Here is a 13,273-nt window from a genome sequence, read left to right as displayed (position 1 = left end):
CAAAAGCCTGTCATCCCGGCCGCAGCGAAGCGGAGAGCCGGGACCGACGCCAGAGCTCAGCGCTTCGGCCCGGTCCCGGATCTTCGCGCTCCGCGCTTCGTCCGGGATGACAGGCTTTTTGTATTGGGATTGGGAAGCGCTCACCACCGCAGCGCCCACTTCCCCACCAGCGCGCCCAGCGCCCCGGTCCCCAGCACCCCCAGGGTGTACCAGGTCCCCACGAACACCATGGTGCTCTCGCCGCAGTGCAGGCCGTAGACCGTGGCCGCCACCCCGCCGGCGAAGGCGCCGGCCGCGAAGCCGGTCAGGGCCGGGCGGGTCGGGGCCATGCCGCGCAGCACCGCCAGCGTCGCCGCCAGCCCCGGCAGGGCCAGGGCCAGGATGTTGCGGGCGCAGACCTTCCAGGATCCGCCCATCATCATCAGCCGCCGGTGCTCCGGATCGGCGGCCAGCCATTGGCCGAAGCCCAGGCCGACGAACAACGCCAGCACCAGGGCTCCGAACAGCAGCGCCTTCCTCGCGACGCCCTCGGGCCGGGCCAGGCGCTCCAGGGCCCAGAAGCCCGCCACGCCGAGCAGGGCGGTGTAGGCGGCCTTCATCCAGAACATTCGGCCGGTCATCGCCTGGGCCAGGTCCTGCCGCGTTCCCAGCCAGGCCAGCACCAGGACCAGGGCCGCCAGGGCCCCGACCACGGCCACGCCGGCGAAGCGGCGCGGCACCGTCCCGGCCGGAACGGCGCGCGGGTCGGCCGCCAGTTGATCGATCAGATCATCCGTCCGCACGACCGCGCATCCTTTCTCCCAGGCTCTTCAGCGCCCGGTGCAGGGCGACCTTGGCCGCGCCTTCCGAGACGCCGGCCCGTTCGCCGGCCTGGGCCAGGCTCAGGCCCTCGATCTTGACGTCGCGCACCAGCCTGCGCTGGCGCTCGGGCAGGGTCTCCAGCGCCCGATCCAGGTCCATGGCCGACCCAGGCTCGGGGGCGTAGGCGGCTAGGACCTCGACATAGTCGTCGATCGGCACGGCCGCCCGCACCTTGCGGCGGCGCCAGTGGTCGATCAGCTTGTAGCGCGCCAGGGCGAAGGCCCAGGGGGTGAACGGCTGGGCGCGATCATAGGTCGCGCGCCGCGTATGCACCGCCATCAGGGTCTCCTGCACCAGATCCTCCACATCGCCGGGAGCGTCGCGCATGCGGCGCTCGAAATAGACGCGGAGCCGGCCGCCCAGCTGGGACAGCAGCAGCCGATAGGCCGGGGCGTCGCCGTCCAGGCCCAGCAGCATCAGCGCCTTCAGGGCGGCTTCGGTTTCCGTCACGCCTCCCCCTTGTTCGCGCGAGATCGGCCGATGGTTACACCGCGTCGCTCAAGGCGGGAAGCGGGGGAGGCGGGAACCGGTCCGGCGATTTTCGGCGCGCCGCGTTTTTGTTCGGATACCGGTGTAACCTTCCGCCGCCCCCGTCCGTAACTCCCCCTTGACCGCGCAGGACGGGCCGACGAACGGCGCCGGGCGCGGCCGGACCCAGACGAAGGAAACGTCCTCATGCACAAGACCCCCGCCCTCGCCCTCGCCGCCGTGTTCGCCCTGAGCGCCGGCGCGGCCATGGCCCGCGACGACATGAAGCCGGCCAAGGCCGAGATGGAAAAGTGCTACGGCGTGGCCAAGGCCGGCCAGAACGACTGCAAGGCCGGGGCCGGCACCAGCTGCGCGGGCACCTCCAAGGTCGACTATCAGGGCGACGCCTGGAAGAAGGTCGCCAAGGGCACCTGCACCAGCATCAAGACCCCGAACGGCACGGGCTCGCTGACGCCGAAGGCGTAAGCAAAGCCGCTCCAAAAAAACGTTGTCATCCCGGACGTAGCGTGCAGCGCGAAGATCCGGGACCGACCCAGAGCGCATGCGTTTCCGGCGGTCCCGGATCTGCGCTTCGCTTGTCCGGGATGACAGGTTTGGATTGAAAAGATGCCCCCCACCGCCGGCCTCGGCCTCAAGCCCCAGCACTACGCCGAAGCGCTCGTCAGCGACGCCGACGGCCTGTGGTTCGAGGTCCATCCCGAGAACTACATGGCCGCCGGCGGGCCGCGCCTGCGCGCGCTGGAGGCGATCCGCGAGCGGCGTCCGCTGTCGCTGCACGGGGTGGGCCTGTCCCTGGCGGCCGACGCCGATCCGGATCCCGGCCACCTGGCCGCCCTGAAGGCCCTGGCCGACCGGTTCGCGCCGTTCGTGGTCTCCGAGCACCTGGCCTGGAGCGCCTGGCGCGGCGTCCACCAGCCCGACCTGCTGCCCTTTCCCCGCACCCGCGCCGCCCTTGACCGCATCGCCGGCAACATCGGCCGCACCCAGGACGTCCTGGGACGGACGATCCTGGTCGAGAACCCGTCGCTGTACCTGCCGCTGGCCGGCCACGACCTCGACGAGACCGATTTCCTGATCGACCTGACCCGCCGCACCGGCTGCGGCCTGCTGGTCGACGTCAACAACGTGTTCGTCAGCGCCAGCAACCTGGGCTACGCGGCCGAGGCCTATCTGGACGCCCTGCCCGCCGAGGCGGTCGGCGAGATCCACCTGGCCGGCCACGGCCCGGATGAAGGCGGCTCGGCCCTGCTGATCGACACCCACGGCGCGCCGGTCGCCGAGCCCGTCTGGGTCCTGTACCGCCGCCTGGTCGACCGTATCGGCCCCCGCCCGACCCTGATCGAGCGCGACGACGACGTCCCCGCGTTCGCCGTGCTGATGGCCGAGCGGGACCGCGCGCACGGCATGCTGACGGGGACAGGCGCAGGCGCCCGTCCCCAGCCGCTCCCGGCCGCGTCGGGAGAATGACGATGCAAAGCGCCTTGAGCCAGTTCCAGGACGCCTTCGTCGCCGCCCTGGCCGAACGCACCGCCGCCCCCCTCGCCGCCTGGCTGCCGGACGGCGAGGCCGAACCCGCCGGCCTGTCGGTCTATCGCAACACCATCGCCAAGGGCTGCATCGACGCCCTAGCGGCCAATTTCCCGACCGTGGCCAGCCTGGTCGGCGACGACTGGTTCCGGGCCGCCGCCGCCCTGTTCGCCCGCGACAATCCGCCGGCCGGCGCGGCGTTGCTGGCCTATGGCGAGGGGTTCGCGGACTGGCTGGCGCGCTTTCCGCCGGCCGACGACCTGCCCTACCTGCCGGCCATGGCCCGGCTCGACCGGATGTGGACCACCGCCCTGTTCGCGCCGGAGGCCGAGCCTCTGGCCGCCGAGGCCTTCGCCCTGGCGCCGGACGTCCTGGCCGCCGCCCGGCCGCGCCTGCACCCCAGCCTGGCCTTCGCCTGGTTCGACCGCGGCCTGCCCGGCCTGTGGCTGGCGGCCCGCGCGCCCGAGCCGGGCGAGATGACGCTGGTCGACGACCCGCAAGGCGTGCTGGTCGTCCGTCCCGAGGACACGGTGCGCAGCCGCCAGCTCGACCTCGCCGGCTTCGCCTTCCTGGACGCCATAGCCCGCGACGGCGCCAGCCTTGGCCAGGCGATCACCGCCGCCGCCGAGGCCGACCCCGCCGCCGACCTTGCCGCCCTGTTCGCCGCCCTGATCGCCGACGGCGTGTTCAGCGGCCTCGCCCCTGGAGATCCCGCATGACCACCCTGCCCCTGAAGCGCCCGTTCGACGCCCTGGCCGCCCTGGCCCATCGCGCCCTGCCCGACGACATGCTGGCCCTGGTCGCCCGCCTGGGCGTCGCCTCGGTGTTCTTCCTGTCCGGCCGCACCAAGGTCGACGGGATCCTGCACATCACCGACGGGACCTATTCGCTGTTCGCCGACGACTACGCCCTGCCGCTGATCCCGCCGGACGTGGCCGCCCACCTGGCGACCTACAGCGAGCACCTGTTCTCGATCCTGCTGGTGCTGGGCCTGTTCACCCGGCTCTCGGCCCTGGCCTTCCTCGGCATGACCCTGGTGATCGAGGTGTTCGTCTATCCCGACGCCTGGAGCACCCACCTGTCGTGGGCGGCGATCCTGCTGTTCCTGGCGGCGAGGGGCGGGGGGCGGTGGAGTCTGGACCGGGTGGTGGGGATACGGTGACGGACGCCCCCTCCGTCGGGCTTCGCCCGCCACCTCCCCCGTTTCACGGGGGAGGAGAAGGTCAGCGCGACATCCTCCTCACCCGCGCAGCGGGGGGAGTGGCGCGCTGAGGGGGCGGCCGGCCGCGCTCACCATCCCCCATACCGCGCCCCGAACCGATGCCGCAGCTCGGCCACTTCCTGCGCGGCGTCGCGGGCGGCCCAGTCGGCGCGGCGGCCGTCCTCCACCGCCTGGCGGCGCTCGGCCCGCAGACGGTTCAGGCGATCGCGCAGCTCGTGCTTCTGCTCGTCATTGAGCTTGGGATTCCTCAGCTCGTCCTCGACGCCCTGCGCCTGGCGGTCGCGCTTCTCGGCGCGGTGGTCGGCGCTGTCGCGGTCCGATTCCGCCTGGTTGAGGCGCGAGACGGCGTCGTGGACCAGCTGGCCGTCGGCATAGCCGACCAGGAAGCCGCGCTCGGCCCCCTGCGGGCAGACTCCGGCATAGGAATTGCCGTTGCGCGCCTCGTCGAAGCCGCGGTCCTGGGTGCAATAGAGCTTCAGCCCCTGGTCTCGGGCCGCGAAATAGGGCGCGGCCTCGGGGATCACCCCGGCCTTGGCGCAGGCCTTGGCGTGCTCGTCCAGGCGGCTCTGCGGCCGCCCCGCCTGGCCGTCCTTGAAGCCGACGCCGGCCCAGTCGCCCTGCAGGCAGGCCTCCTGGCTCATGGTGGCGCAACCGGCCAGGGCGGCGGTCGCGACAGCGGCCCCCAGGATCCAGAGACGACGATTCATGTGAAAGCTCCCCCCTAAGCGCGGCTTTGAGGGAAGCTAAGGCGTGGCCGCCTGAACGGCCCCTGAACGACTGGGAACCGGTGTTATTTCAGTGGACGGTCACCCGGCGCGGGCGCTTCCACAGCTCCTCGGTCAGGGCGTTGGCGAAGCCCAGCCAGCCCAGGTAGGGGCTGTTGAAGCCCGAGGCCGGGCTCACCAGCTTGCGGGCCTGCAGCGCATAGGCGCCCGAGGCGGCCAGGGACGCGGTCGCGGCCGCAAGCTGACCCCCGACGCGCTTGGCGCCGAGGGCCAGCCAGAGGGCGTTGAAGCCCTGGACCAGGCTCCAGAGGGTGAGAGCCCGGGTGCGGGTGGGGCTGGACGGCGCGTTCCAGATGCGCAGGCCCGACAGGGTCATGGCGATGAACAGCGGCGGCAGGATCAGGCTGGTCAGGGCCTTGGGCTGATGGGCGACCGGCTCGTGCATCTCGGCGTAGCCGACCGCATATTCCTCGTCGTCGATCATCCGCTCGTGGCGGCGGCCCAGCAGGGTCGAGGCCAGGATCGCGCCGCCGGCCAGGGCCAGGCCCAAGACCAGTTGCGCGCCGGCCGTGCTGGCGGTGTCGGCCTTGACGTCCATCTCGAACGACTCGCGGCCGGCGTGAGCCCGCCTCCCGGGGGACCGGCCGTTCGGGATGTGCATGACGGAACTCCTCGCTAAACATGCTTGTAACCGTCTAGCTGGAGCTTGGTTCCCAGGCCACGAAGGGGTTTCGAGGGTTTCGAGGGTCGCGTTCCGCACTGCCCGCCGTCAGAGGGACGCCCCCTCCGTCACGCTGCGTATTCGCATCGCGCCACCTCCCCCGCTGCGCGGGTGAGGAAGATGCAGCATCTCTCTCCTCCCCCGTGAAACGGGGGAGGTGGCGGGCGAAGCCCGACGGAGGGGGCGTCCCTCCGTCGCCAGATCCCTAGGCCGGCAGTTCGCCCACGGCGCTCTGCAGGTAGTTCTGCTCGCCCAGCGACTTGACCAGGCCCAGCTGCATCTCGAGGAAGTCGATGTGCTCCTCGGTGTCGCTGAGAATCTCGCGCAGCAGTTCGCGGCTGACATAGTCGCGGGCCTGTTCGCACTGGATGATCCCGGGGATCAGGGTCTCGCGGCCGCCCAGCTCGACCGACAGGTCGCTGGCCAGGCATTCGGGCACGGTCTCGCCGATCTTCAGCTTGTGCAGGTCCTGCAGGTTGGGCAGGCCTTCCAGGAACAGGATGCGGTTGATCAGCTTGTCAGCGTGCTTCATCTCGCCGATCGACTCGTCGTAGGTGATCTTGCCCAGGCGCTTGAAGCCCCAGTTGTCGTACATCCGCGCGTGCAGGAAGTACTGGTTCACCGCCGTCAGCTCGTTGGTGAGCACCGCGTTCAAGAGCCGGATGATGCCGGGATCGCCTTGCATGGCGGCCTCCTCAGATTCGAAATTCCGGGGGACCCTGATCCATCGGCCAGATTGCATCAACCGCTATGTCTGCAAGTGTTTCTCAGCCTCACGGAAAAGCGTGAGACTGCTTCGCGTGAGCGGAAAACACCCTAAGATCCGCTCATCCCGGCCGATTATTCGGCGGCGAAGGCCAGGGCCTGGCGGTTGTCCTGGATCATCTGGCGCATCTCGCAGACGCACTTGGCGCACTGGGCCTGGCAGCCCTTGTGACGGAACACGTCGGCCGGGCGGGTGGCCCCGGCGTCGATGGCGGCGCGGACTTCCCGCTCGCGAATGCCGTTACAGTTGCAGACGTACAAGGAAACAGGTCCCGCCGAATGATTGTCATTCTCATGTAGCTGAGACGAAGGGCTTTTGCAACTGACTCGCAGTGCGACAAACCCACTCAGCGGGCGCCGCTCTCGCGCCTTCAGGCAAATCGGCGTAATCCCGGCCCATGACCGACTGCCGCCTCTACCTGATCACCCCGCCGGCCCTGGACGACCTGGCCGCCTTCGGCCGCGACTTGGCCGCCGCCCTGGACGGGGGCGACGTGGCCGCGCTGCAGATCCGCCTGAAGGACGCCCCCGACGACGTGATCGCCGCCGCCGTCCAGGTGCTGAGCCCCATCGCCCGGTCGCGCGACGTGGCGGTGATCCTCAACGACCGTCCCGACCTGGCCGCGCGCCTGGGCTGCGACGGCGTCCATGTCGGCCAGAGCGACACGCCCTACAAGGAGGCCCGCAAGATCATGGGGCCCAACGCGATGATCGGCGTCACCTGCCACGACAGCCGCCACCTGGCCATGGAGGCCGCCGAGGCCGGGGCCGACTACGTGGCCTTCGGGGCCTTCTTCCCGACCACCACCAAGGACGCCCCGACCACCGCCGACCCGGAGATCCTGTCGATCTGGCAGGAAACCATGGAGGTCCCATCGGTGGCGATCGGCGGGATCACCGCCGACAACGCCGCCGGCCTGGCCGCGGCGGGGGCCGACTTCCTGGCCGTCTCGGCCGGGGTCTGGAAGCACCCCGGCGGTCCGGCGGCCGGCGTCGCGGCGATCAACGCCGCCATCGCCCAGGGGCTGGAGGCGCGCCGGGCCGCGCGGGAGGGATAACGCCGTTCTGGGAACTTGCCGCCCAAGCTTGTCAGGCGTAGCCTGTTCCCAGCGATAAAATACGGGGAGGACGCCCAATGTGGCGGCTTGGTCTGTGTTTGCTTGGCGTGACCGTCCTGGGCCTGGCGACGGCGACGGTCGGCGCGGTTCGGGCCGAGAACTGGAAGCCCTCCCCCGGCGAGGCCAAGATCTTCTACGACGCCGATTTCATGCGGATGGACCAGACCTCCGGCCTGATCGTGATCCGCATCGCCGAGGGCCGGCCCAACGGCCCCTACAAGGGCTGGCCGGCCGACAAGGGCCCGATCATGGTGTTCGCCCTCGACTGCGCGACCGACAAGTGGATCGACCTGGGCATGGACTTCACCGGCGACCAGGGCCTGCCCAAGGGCTGGCGCACGGGCGAGAAGATCGAGGACATCAAGGGCGCCGCCGGCGGCGCCGGCCGCGTGGCCTGCGAAACCAAGGACACGCTGCCGAAGGTGGCTTTGCCCTGACCCCCCCTCTCCCGGAGGGGAGAGGGAGGGGCCCGCGCGAAGCGTGGGAGGGTGAGGGGTCACGCCCTTAGCCGGAGCGCCGCGCCGATGGCCTCGGCCACGCCGCCAGGGTCGGCCAGCACAAGCTCGTTGTCGAACCGCAGGACACGATATCCAGAACGTTCCAGAATCTCAGTCCGCGCCAAGTCATGAAGCTCTCGGTCCTCGTGCGACGGACCGTCCAGTTCCACGACGAGCTTCGCATCCCAGCAGGCGAAGTCCGCGAAATAACGATCGATCGGGACTTGGCGGCGAAACTTGCAGCCATTGAGCCGGCGACCTCGCACGATCGCCCAGAGCTTTTCCTCGGCCAAGGTCTGGCCGCGACGTAGACGGCGGGCGTTGGGGATCGGGTTCATGACGAGATGAACAGATCAAATCGGGAACGTGGCAAGCAAAGTAATCAGGGTTTCACTTTTAACGGCGTCACCCCTCACCCTCCCACCGCTGCGCGGCGGGCCCCTCCCTCTCCCCTCCGGGAGAGGGTGAAAAGCGCCCTACGAATTCAACCGCGCCAGCTTCTGCGGATTGCGCATCGTGTAAACCGCCGCGATGCGGCCGTCGGCGATCTCCAGGCCCATGGTCTGGAACACCACGCCGTCGTGGCTGAGCACGATGCCGGGGGCGCCGTTGATCCGCGCCAGGCGGGCGGTCGTGCCCTCGGGGGCCGGCCACTTCTTCTTGATGCCCATCAGCAGGCGCACGGCCTTCTCCAGGCCGGACACCGGGTTGAGATTGGCGCTGACCACGCCGCCGCCGTCGGCGTGCAGAACCACGTCCTGGGCCAGGATGCCGCGCAGCAGGCTCTCGTCGCCGCTCATCGTCGCGGCCAGGAAGGCGCCGGTCAGGCGCTGCTCCTCCTCGGGGCTAGGGCGGTAGCGCGGCTTGCCGGCCTTGACGTGCCCGCGGGCCCGGGCGGCCAGCTGGCGGCAGGCGGCCTCGCCGCGGCCCAGGGTCCTGGCCACCTCGGCGAACGGCAGGTCGAACACGTCGTGCAGCAGGAAGGCGGCGCGCTCCAGCGGGGTCAGGCGCTCCAGGGCCAGCAGGAAGGCCACAGACAGGTCCTCGCCCAGGCGCTCATGGTCGTCGTCGACCACCGGCTCGGGCAGCCACTCGCCGACATAGACCTCGCGCCGGGCGCGGGCCGACTTCAGCCGGTCCAGGCACAGACGGGTGACCACCTTGTTCAGGAAGCCGGCCGGATTGGCCACCTCGCCGGCCTCGACGCCGCGCCAGCGGATCCAGGCGTCCTGCACCACGTCCTCGGCGTCGGCCCGCGAGCCCAGCATGCGGTAGGCCAGGCCGGTCATCGCGCCGCGCCGTTCCTCGAAGATCGCGTCCTGGTCGCTCATGCGCTCACCTTCTGGCGCCGGATGCACGATCGCGCCACCAGCAGGCTGATGATCGCCGGCAGGAACACGCCCGGAAAGTCGCGCAGCAGCAAGGGCCACGGCAGGACCGTGCCGCAGAACGGGGTGACCAGGTGGATGGCGGCGTGCAGGGTCAGGAAGGCCGCCGCGGCGAGGGCCGCGCCCAAGCCGCGGACCGGATCCCTGACCGCCCAGCCCAGGGCCACGGCGCAGGCCAGGTAGGCCGCCCCGATGTCGCGCACGAAGTGGTCGTTCAGCGCCCCGGTCTCGATGACGCCCGGCACGCGCTGGTACCACCAGGCCGGAGCCAGCATCATCACCGCGCCGTTGATCGCCAGCAGCACCGGCAGGATCCATTTCACCCATCGCATGGTCATCGTCTCCGTGTTCGGGGACAGGACGAGATGGCGTCGGCGGATGTGACATGGCGCGTTGGATCCTCTCAAAATCCGCTCATCCCGGCGTTCGCCGGGATGAGCGGAGGTGGGGAAATGCGTTCAAAATCCCCTCGCCTTGCTTTCGCGCGCCTACGCGACTAGGTATCGCGCCCGCTTTCCCGATCTTTCTATCCGCCCGCATGCCTATCCCCCGCCGTCACGCTCATGACGCCGCGCAGGGGGACCTATGAGGAACATCCGCCTTGGCCACCGCTTCCGCCCTCCTGAACGTGATGATCGACGCCGCCCGCAAGGCCGCGCGCGGACTGGCCCGTGACTTCGGCGAGGTCACCGAGCTGCAGGTGTCCAAGAAGGGTCCCGCCGACTTCGTCACCGCCGCCGACCAGAAGGCCGAGCAGGTGATCTTCGAGATCCTGGAGAAGGCCCGGCCCGGCTACGGCTTCCTGGGCGAGGAGCGCGGCCTGGTCGAGGGCACCGACAAGACCCACACCTGGATCGTCGACCCGCTGGACGGCACCACCAACTTCCTGCACGGCATCCCCCACTTCGCGGTCAACATCGCCCTGCAGCGCGAGGGCGAGGTGGTGGCCGGCGTCACCTACAACCCCATCACCAACGACCTGTTCTGGGTCGAGAAGGGCAAGGGCGCGTTCCTGGGCGCCGAGAAGCGCCTGCGCGTCGCGGCCCGCCGCCACCTGGACGAAAGCATCCTGGCCACCGGCGTCCCGTTCCTGGGCAAGCCCGGCCACGCCCAGTTCCTCAAGGAGCTGCACCAGATCAGCCAAAAGGTCGCCGGCGTGCGCCGCTTCGGCGCGGCGGCTCTGGACCTGGCCTGGGTCGCGGCCGGCCGCTTCGACGGCTTCTGGGAGCGCAACCTCAAGCCCTGGGACGTGGCGGCCGGCGTGCTGATGGTCACCGAAAGCGGCGGCAAGGTCTCGACCATCGAGGAGCACGGCGACCCGGTCGGCGGCGCCTCGATCCTGGCCGCCAACCAGGAACTGCACCCGCAGGTGCTGGAGCGGCTGCGGGCGGCGGCGGGCTGACCTTCAAAACCCCGCTCGGCCCCCTAAACAAAAACGCCCCGGACGCGAGCCCGGGGCGTTTTCATATCGGGAGGAGCCGCCCTTACCGGCAGACGGTCCGTTCGTAGACCGAGCCGCTCCAGCTGTCGTAGTCGCGGGTGGTCCAGCAGTCGCGGCCGTAGCCTCGACCATAGCCCCGGCCATAGCCGTAACCGTAGGGACGGGCGTAGCCGTAGCCGTCGTAGTAGCGCGGCGGCGGGGGCGGCGGCGCGTAGCCGTAGCTGTACCCGCTGCGATAGTGGTTGTTGTTGTTGCCGGCGATCGCGGCGCCCAGGGCCAGGCCGACGATGCCGCCGGCGATGGCCACGCCCACGTCGTTGTCGCGGTGATGGTGGCGGCCGCCATAGTAACCGCCATGGCGATAATAGCCCTGGGCCGAAGCGGCGGTCGCGCCGGCGACCATGGCCAGGGCGGCGACGCCGGCGGTCGCATGGCCGATGAGGGTCTTCAGTTTACGGTTCATGGCGCTTTCGTCCTCTCCGGAGAGGCGTCCCGACGGGTCCGTCTCCATCTTGAGACTGATCCTCGGCCCCGGCGGCTGAACGCAGGCTGAACGGGGCGGTCAGCTTTGCCCCGCCGCTCAAATCCTTGAAACCAAGGCTGATTTATTCACCTTTCCGCGCCAGGATGCGGCCAAGACGGCGCCCAGAACGGGCGACGGCAAAGCTTGAAGGCGACCAGGCGATGTCCAGGAACGTGGCCTACGCGGCCGGCGAGGATCTGCAGATCCTGTCGTTCGAAGTCGGAACCCAGACCTATTGCGTGCCGGTGGGCGCTGTCCGCGAGATCCGCGGCGTGACCCCGGCCACCCCGCTGCCGGACGCCCCGCCCTATGTGCGCGGCGTGATCAACCTGCGCGGCCAGGTGATGCCGGTCATCGACCTGTCCGAACGCCTGGGCAAGGGCGTGGCCGCCGACAGCGCCCGCCAGGTGATTATCGTGGTCGAGCACCATGACGACGCCGCCGGCCTGCTGGTCGACGCGGTCTGCGACAGCTTCATCGTCGCGGCCGGCGCCATCAGCCCGCCCCCGCCGCTGGGCGAGGACGCCGCCTCGCCCCTGGTCTCGGCGGTGATCACCACCGAGGCGGCGATGATCGTGCTGCTGGCGGTGGACGCCATCCTGCCCGAACGCAAGGTGGCGATCGCGGCCTAGGCCCTGCCATATCCTCGTCCTTCGACAAGCTCAGGATGAGGATGAATTGGAACGCCGCCTGTCCATCGTCCTCATCCTGAGCCTGTCGAAGGGCGAGGATGACGTACGGTCGAACATTTGTTCGAACACCCTCTTCCTTCCGCCCCCGCCCTCCCGCTAGGGTCTCCCGCAACAACCAGGGAGATCGCCGATGAAGGCCGCCGTACTGCGCGAAGTGGGCCAGCCGCTCCAGATCGAGGAGGTGTCGATCGGCAAGCCGGGTCCGCGCGAGGTGCTGATCCGCACCAAGGCCGCCGGGGTCTGCCATTCCGACCTGCACTTCGTCGAGGGCTCCTACCCCCATCCCCTGCCCGCCGTGCTGGGCCACGAGAGCGCCGGGATCGTCGAGGCGGTCGGGTCCGAGGTCCGCACCGTCAAGGTCGGCGACCACGTGATCACCTGCCTGTCGGCCTATTGCGGCCACTGCGAGGTCTGCCTGACCGGCCATATGAGCCTCTGCGTCAGTCCGGAGACCAAGCGCGCCAAGGGCGAGGAACCGCGGCTGTTCCGCGAGGACCTGTCCGGCTCCGGCGACACCAAGATGGCCCAGTTCCTGAATCTGTCGTCGTTCGCCGAGCAGATGCTGGTGCACGAGCACGCCTGCGTCGCCATCCGCCGCGACATGCCGTTCGACCGCGCCGCCCTGATCGGCTGCTCGGTGATGACCGGCGTGGGCGCGGTGATCCACACATCCGGAGTCCGTCCCGGCGAGACCGTGGCGGTGATCGGCTGCGGCGGGGTGGGGCTGGCGACGATCAATGGCGCGGCCATGGCCGGCGCCGGCCGGATCATCGCCATCGACCGCATCCCCTCCAAGCTGGAGCTGGCCAGGCAGTTCGGGGCCACCGACGTGATCGACGCCTCGGAGGATCCGGTGAAGCAGGTTCAGGAGCTGACCGGCGGCGGCGTCCACCACAGCTTCGAGGCCATCGGCCTGAAGGTCACCGCCGAGCAGGCGTTCAAGATGCTGCGCCGGGGCGGCACGGCCAACATCATCGGCATGATTCCGGTCGGCACGATGATCGAGCTGCACGGCCCCGACTTCCTGGGCGAGAAGAAGATCCAGGGCAGCTTCATGGGCTCCAACCGCTTCCCGGTCGACATGCCCCGCCTGGTCGACGCCTACATGGCCGGCAAGTTGAAGCTGGACGAGCTGATCTCGCGCCGGATCCGGCTGGAGGAGGTCAATTCGGCGTTCGACGAGCTGAAGCGCGGCGAGCTGGCGCGGTCGGTGATCGTGTTCGACTGAGGTCCACGACAGGGTGACGACCCTTCCCATTGTCATCCCGGAAAGCGCGCAGCGCTTGTCCGGGATGACAACAGTT

The 13,273-nt window shown here is 69.9% G+C and carries 19 protein-coding genes and 1 pseudogene; 10 read left to right on the top strand and 10 right to left on the bottom strand.

All coding sequences use genetic code 11. From position 1 onward, the window contains the following. Positions 1-140 precede the first annotated feature (140 nt). Positions 141-782, bottom strand: a complete 642-nt coding sequence (locus BM066_RS06270; RefSeq protein ID WP_089925448.1) for an NrsF family protein — start codon at positions 780-782, stop codon at positions 141-143. Then, positions 769-1,311 (bottom strand): sigma-70 family RNA polymerase sigma factor, encoded by a 543-nt coding sequence (locus BM066_RS06265; RefSeq protein WP_089925445.1) that lies wholly within the window; start codon positions 1,309-1,311, stop codon positions 769-771. Before BM066_RS06265 ends, BM066_RS06270 begins: the two co-directional genes overlap by 14 nt. 225 nt (positions 1,312-1,536) lie before the next feature. Here BM066_RS06265 and BM066_RS06260 point away from each other — a divergent pair, with 225 nt between their 5' ends. The 4 genes from BM066_RS06260 (at position 1,537) to BM066_RS06245 (ending at position 4,039) form a co-directional block, all read left to right on the top strand. Further along, entirely contained in the window at positions 1,537-1,815 is a 279-nt protein-coding gene (locus BM066_RS06260) for a BufA1 family periplasmic bufferin-type metallophore (protein ID WP_089925440.1), read from the top strand. A 141-nt stretch (positions 1,816-1,956) separates the two neighbouring features. Further along, positions 1,957-2,817, top strand: a complete 861-nt coding sequence (locus BM066_RS06255; RefSeq protein ID WP_089925435.1) for an MNIO family bufferin maturase — start codon at positions 1,957-1,959, stop codon at positions 2,815-2,817. After that, complete coding sequence (locus tag BM066_RS06250; protein ID WP_089925431.1) at positions 2,814-3,596, top strand: HvfC/BufC N-terminal domain-containing protein; 783 nt, start codon at positions 2,814-2,816, stop codon at positions 3,594-3,596. Before BM066_RS06255 ends, BM066_RS06250 begins: the two co-directional genes overlap by 4 nt. Then, complete coding sequence (locus tag BM066_RS06245) at positions 3,593-4,039, top strand: DoxX family protein (protein WP_089925428.1); 447 nt, start codon at positions 3,593-3,595, stop codon at positions 4,037-4,039. The genes BM066_RS06250 and BM066_RS06245 overlap by 4 nt, the downstream gene beginning before the upstream one ends. 128 nt (positions 4,040-4,167) lie before the next feature. Here BM066_RS06245 and BM066_RS06240 read toward each other — a convergent pair whose 3' ends face one another. The 4 genes from BM066_RS06240 to BM066_RS06225 form a co-directional block, all read right to left on the bottom strand. Continuing rightward, positions 4,168-4,806, bottom strand: coding sequence for a DUF2799 domain-containing protein (locus BM066_RS06240; RefSeq protein WP_089925426.1), 639 nt, complete (start codon positions 4,804-4,806; stop codon positions 4,168-4,170). Between the two features lie 88 nt (positions 4,807-4,894). Beyond that, complete coding sequence (locus BM066_RS06235; RefSeq protein WP_089925421.1) at positions 4,895-5,485, bottom strand: tryptophan-rich sensory protein; 591 nt, start codon at positions 5,483-5,485, stop codon at positions 4,895-4,897. Between the two features lie 265 nt (positions 5,486-5,750). Continuing rightward, entirely contained in the window at positions 5,751-6,230 is a 480-nt protein-coding gene (bfr, locus tag BM066_RS06230; RefSeq protein WP_089925417.1) for a bacterioferritin, read from the bottom strand. A 155-nt stretch (positions 6,231-6,385) separates the two neighbouring features. After that, a complete protein-coding gene (locus tag BM066_RS06225) occupies positions 6,386-6,571 on the bottom strand; it encodes a (2Fe-2S)-binding protein (protein ID WP_089925414.1) in 186 nt (61 codons plus the stop codon). Between the two features lie 137 nt (positions 6,572-6,708). Here BM066_RS06225 and thiE point away from each other — a divergent pair, with 137 nt between their 5' ends. Together thiE and BM066_RS06215 are read left to right on the top strand one after the other, a co-directional pair. After that, positions 6,709-7,368 carry a thiamine phosphate synthase gene (thiE, locus tag BM066_RS06220; RefSeq protein WP_089925410.1) on the top strand — a complete coding sequence of 220 codons (660 nt, stop codon included), beginning with the start codon at positions 6,709-6,711 and terminating at the stop codon, positions 7,366-7,368. A 77-nt stretch (positions 7,369-7,445) separates the two neighbouring features. Further along, complete coding sequence (locus BM066_RS06215; protein ID WP_089925408.1) at positions 7,446-7,865, top strand: hypothetical protein; 420 nt, start codon at positions 7,446-7,448, stop codon at positions 7,863-7,865. Positions 7,866-7,924: 59 nt separating this feature from the next. Here BM066_RS06215 and BM066_RS06210 read toward each other — a convergent pair whose 3' ends face one another. The 3 genes from BM066_RS06210 to BM066_RS06200 form a co-directional block, all read right to left on the bottom strand. Then, positions 7,925-8,263 carry an endonuclease domain-containing protein gene (locus tag BM066_RS06210; RefSeq protein WP_089925404.1) on the bottom strand — a complete coding sequence of 113 codons (339 nt, stop codon included), beginning with the start codon at positions 8,261-8,263 and terminating at the stop codon, positions 7,925-7,927. A 138-nt stretch (positions 8,264-8,401) separates the two neighbouring features. After that, a complete protein-coding gene (locus BM066_RS06205; protein ID WP_089925401.1) occupies positions 8,402-9,256 on the bottom strand; it encodes a sigma-70 family RNA polymerase sigma factor in 855 nt (284 codons plus the stop codon). After that, positions 9,253-9,645, bottom strand: coding sequence for a hypothetical protein (locus BM066_RS06200; RefSeq protein WP_089925574.1), 393 nt, complete (start codon positions 9,643-9,645; stop codon positions 9,253-9,255). Before BM066_RS06200 ends, BM066_RS06205 begins: the two co-directional genes overlap by 4 nt. 269 nt (positions 9,646-9,914) lie before the next feature. On the opposite strand from BM066_RS06200, the gene BM066_RS06195 reads away from it, so the two are divergent. After that, complete coding sequence (locus BM066_RS06195) at positions 9,915-10,715, top strand: inositol monophosphatase family protein (protein WP_177218392.1); 801 nt, start codon at positions 9,915-9,917, stop codon at positions 10,713-10,715. Between the two features lie 82 nt (positions 10,716-10,797). On the opposite strand, the gene BM066_RS06190 is transcribed toward BM066_RS06195, so the two are convergent. Next, on the bottom strand, positions 10,798-11,217 hold the full coding sequence (locus tag BM066_RS06190) for a hypothetical protein (RefSeq protein WP_089925398.1): 420 nt from the start codon (positions 11,215-11,217) through the stop codon (positions 10,798-10,800). A 221-nt stretch (positions 11,218-11,438) separates the two neighbouring features. On the opposite strand from BM066_RS06190, the gene BM066_RS06185 reads away from it, so the two are divergent. The 3 genes and pseudogenes from BM066_RS06185 to BM066_RS06180 all read left to right on the top strand — a co-directional run bounded on the left by BM066_RS06185 (position 11,439) and on the right by BM066_RS06180 (position 13,197). Beyond that, a complete protein-coding gene (locus tag BM066_RS06185) occupies positions 11,439-11,909 on the top strand; it encodes a chemotaxis protein CheW (RefSeq protein ID WP_089925395.1) in 471 nt (156 codons plus the stop codon). 10 nt (positions 11,910-11,919) lie between these two features. Beyond that, positions 11,920-12,008: pseudogene (locus tag BM066_RS27330) on the top strand (hypothetical protein); the annotation flags it as partial. A 91-nt stretch (positions 12,009-12,099) separates the two neighbouring features. Beyond that, positions 12,100-13,197 carry a Zn-dependent alcohol dehydrogenase gene (locus BM066_RS06180; protein WP_089925392.1) on the top strand — a complete coding sequence of 366 codons (1,098 nt, stop codon included), beginning with the start codon at positions 12,100-12,102 and terminating at the stop codon, positions 13,195-13,197. The last annotated feature ends 76 nt before the right edge of the window (positions 13,198-13,273 follow it).

It is taken from the genome of Caulobacter sp. UNC279MFTsu5.1 (assembly GCF_900114015.1).
Taxonomy (GTDB): domain Bacteria; phylum Pseudomonadota; class Alphaproteobacteria; order Caulobacterales; family Caulobacteraceae; genus Caulobacter.
This window is presented reverse-complemented; position numbering and strand designations above follow the sequence as displayed.

Coding starts and splice junctions, on each gene's coding strand:
- BM066_RS06260 (WP_089925440.1), top strand. CDS start 1,537: ATGCACAAGACCCCCGCCCTCGCCCTCGCCGCCGTGTTCGCCCTGAGC.
- BM066_RS06255 (WP_089925435.1), top strand. CDS start 1,957: ATGCCCCCCACCGCCGGCCTCGGCCTCAAGCCCCAGCACTACGCCGAA.
- BM066_RS06250 (WP_089925431.1), top strand. CDS start 2,814: ATGACGATGCAAAGCGCCTTGAGCCAGTTCCAGGACGCCTTCGTCGCC.
- BM066_RS06245 (WP_089925428.1), top strand. CDS start 3,593: ATGACCACCCTGCCCCTGAAGCGCCCGTTCGACGCCCTGGCCGCCCTG.
- BM066_RS06240 (WP_089925426.1), bottom strand. CDS start 4,806: ATGAATCGTCGTCTCTGGATCCTGGGGGCCGCTGTCGCGACCGCCGCC.
- BM066_RS06235 (WP_089925421.1), bottom strand. CDS start 5,485: ATGCACATCCCGAACGGCCGGTCCCCCGGGAGGCGGGCTCACGCCGGC.
- bfr (WP_089925417.1), bottom strand. CDS start 6,230: ATGCAAGGCGATCCCGGCATCATCCGGCTCTTGAACGCGGTGCTCACC.
- thiE (WP_089925410.1), top strand. CDS start 6,709: ATGACCGACTGCCGCCTCTACCTGATCACCCCGCCGGCCCTGGACGAC.
- BM066_RS06215 (WP_089925408.1), top strand. CDS start 7,446: ATGTGGCGGCTTGGTCTGTGTTTGCTTGGCGTGACCGTCCTGGGCCTG.
- BM066_RS06210 (WP_089925404.1), bottom strand. CDS start 8,263: ATGAACCCGATCCCCAACGCCCGCCGTCTACGTCGCGGCCAGACCTTG.
- BM066_RS06205 (WP_089925401.1), bottom strand. CDS start 9,256: ATGAGCGACCAGGACGCGATCTTCGAGGAACGGCGCGGCGCGATGACC.
- BM066_RS06200 (WP_089925574.1), bottom strand. CDS start 9,645: ATGCGATGGGTGAAATGGATCCTGCCGGTGCTGCTGGCGATCAACGGC.
- BM066_RS06190 (WP_089925398.1), bottom strand. CDS start 11,217: ATGAACCGTAAACTGAAGACCCTCATCGGCCATGCGACCGCCGGCGTC.
- BM066_RS06185 (WP_089925395.1), top strand. CDS start 11,439: ATGTCCAGGAACGTGGCCTACGCGGCCGGCGAGGATCTGCAGATCCTG.
- BM066_RS06180 (WP_089925392.1), top strand. CDS start 12,100: ATGAAGGCCGCCGTACTGCGCGAAGTGGGCCAGCCGCTCCAGATCGAG.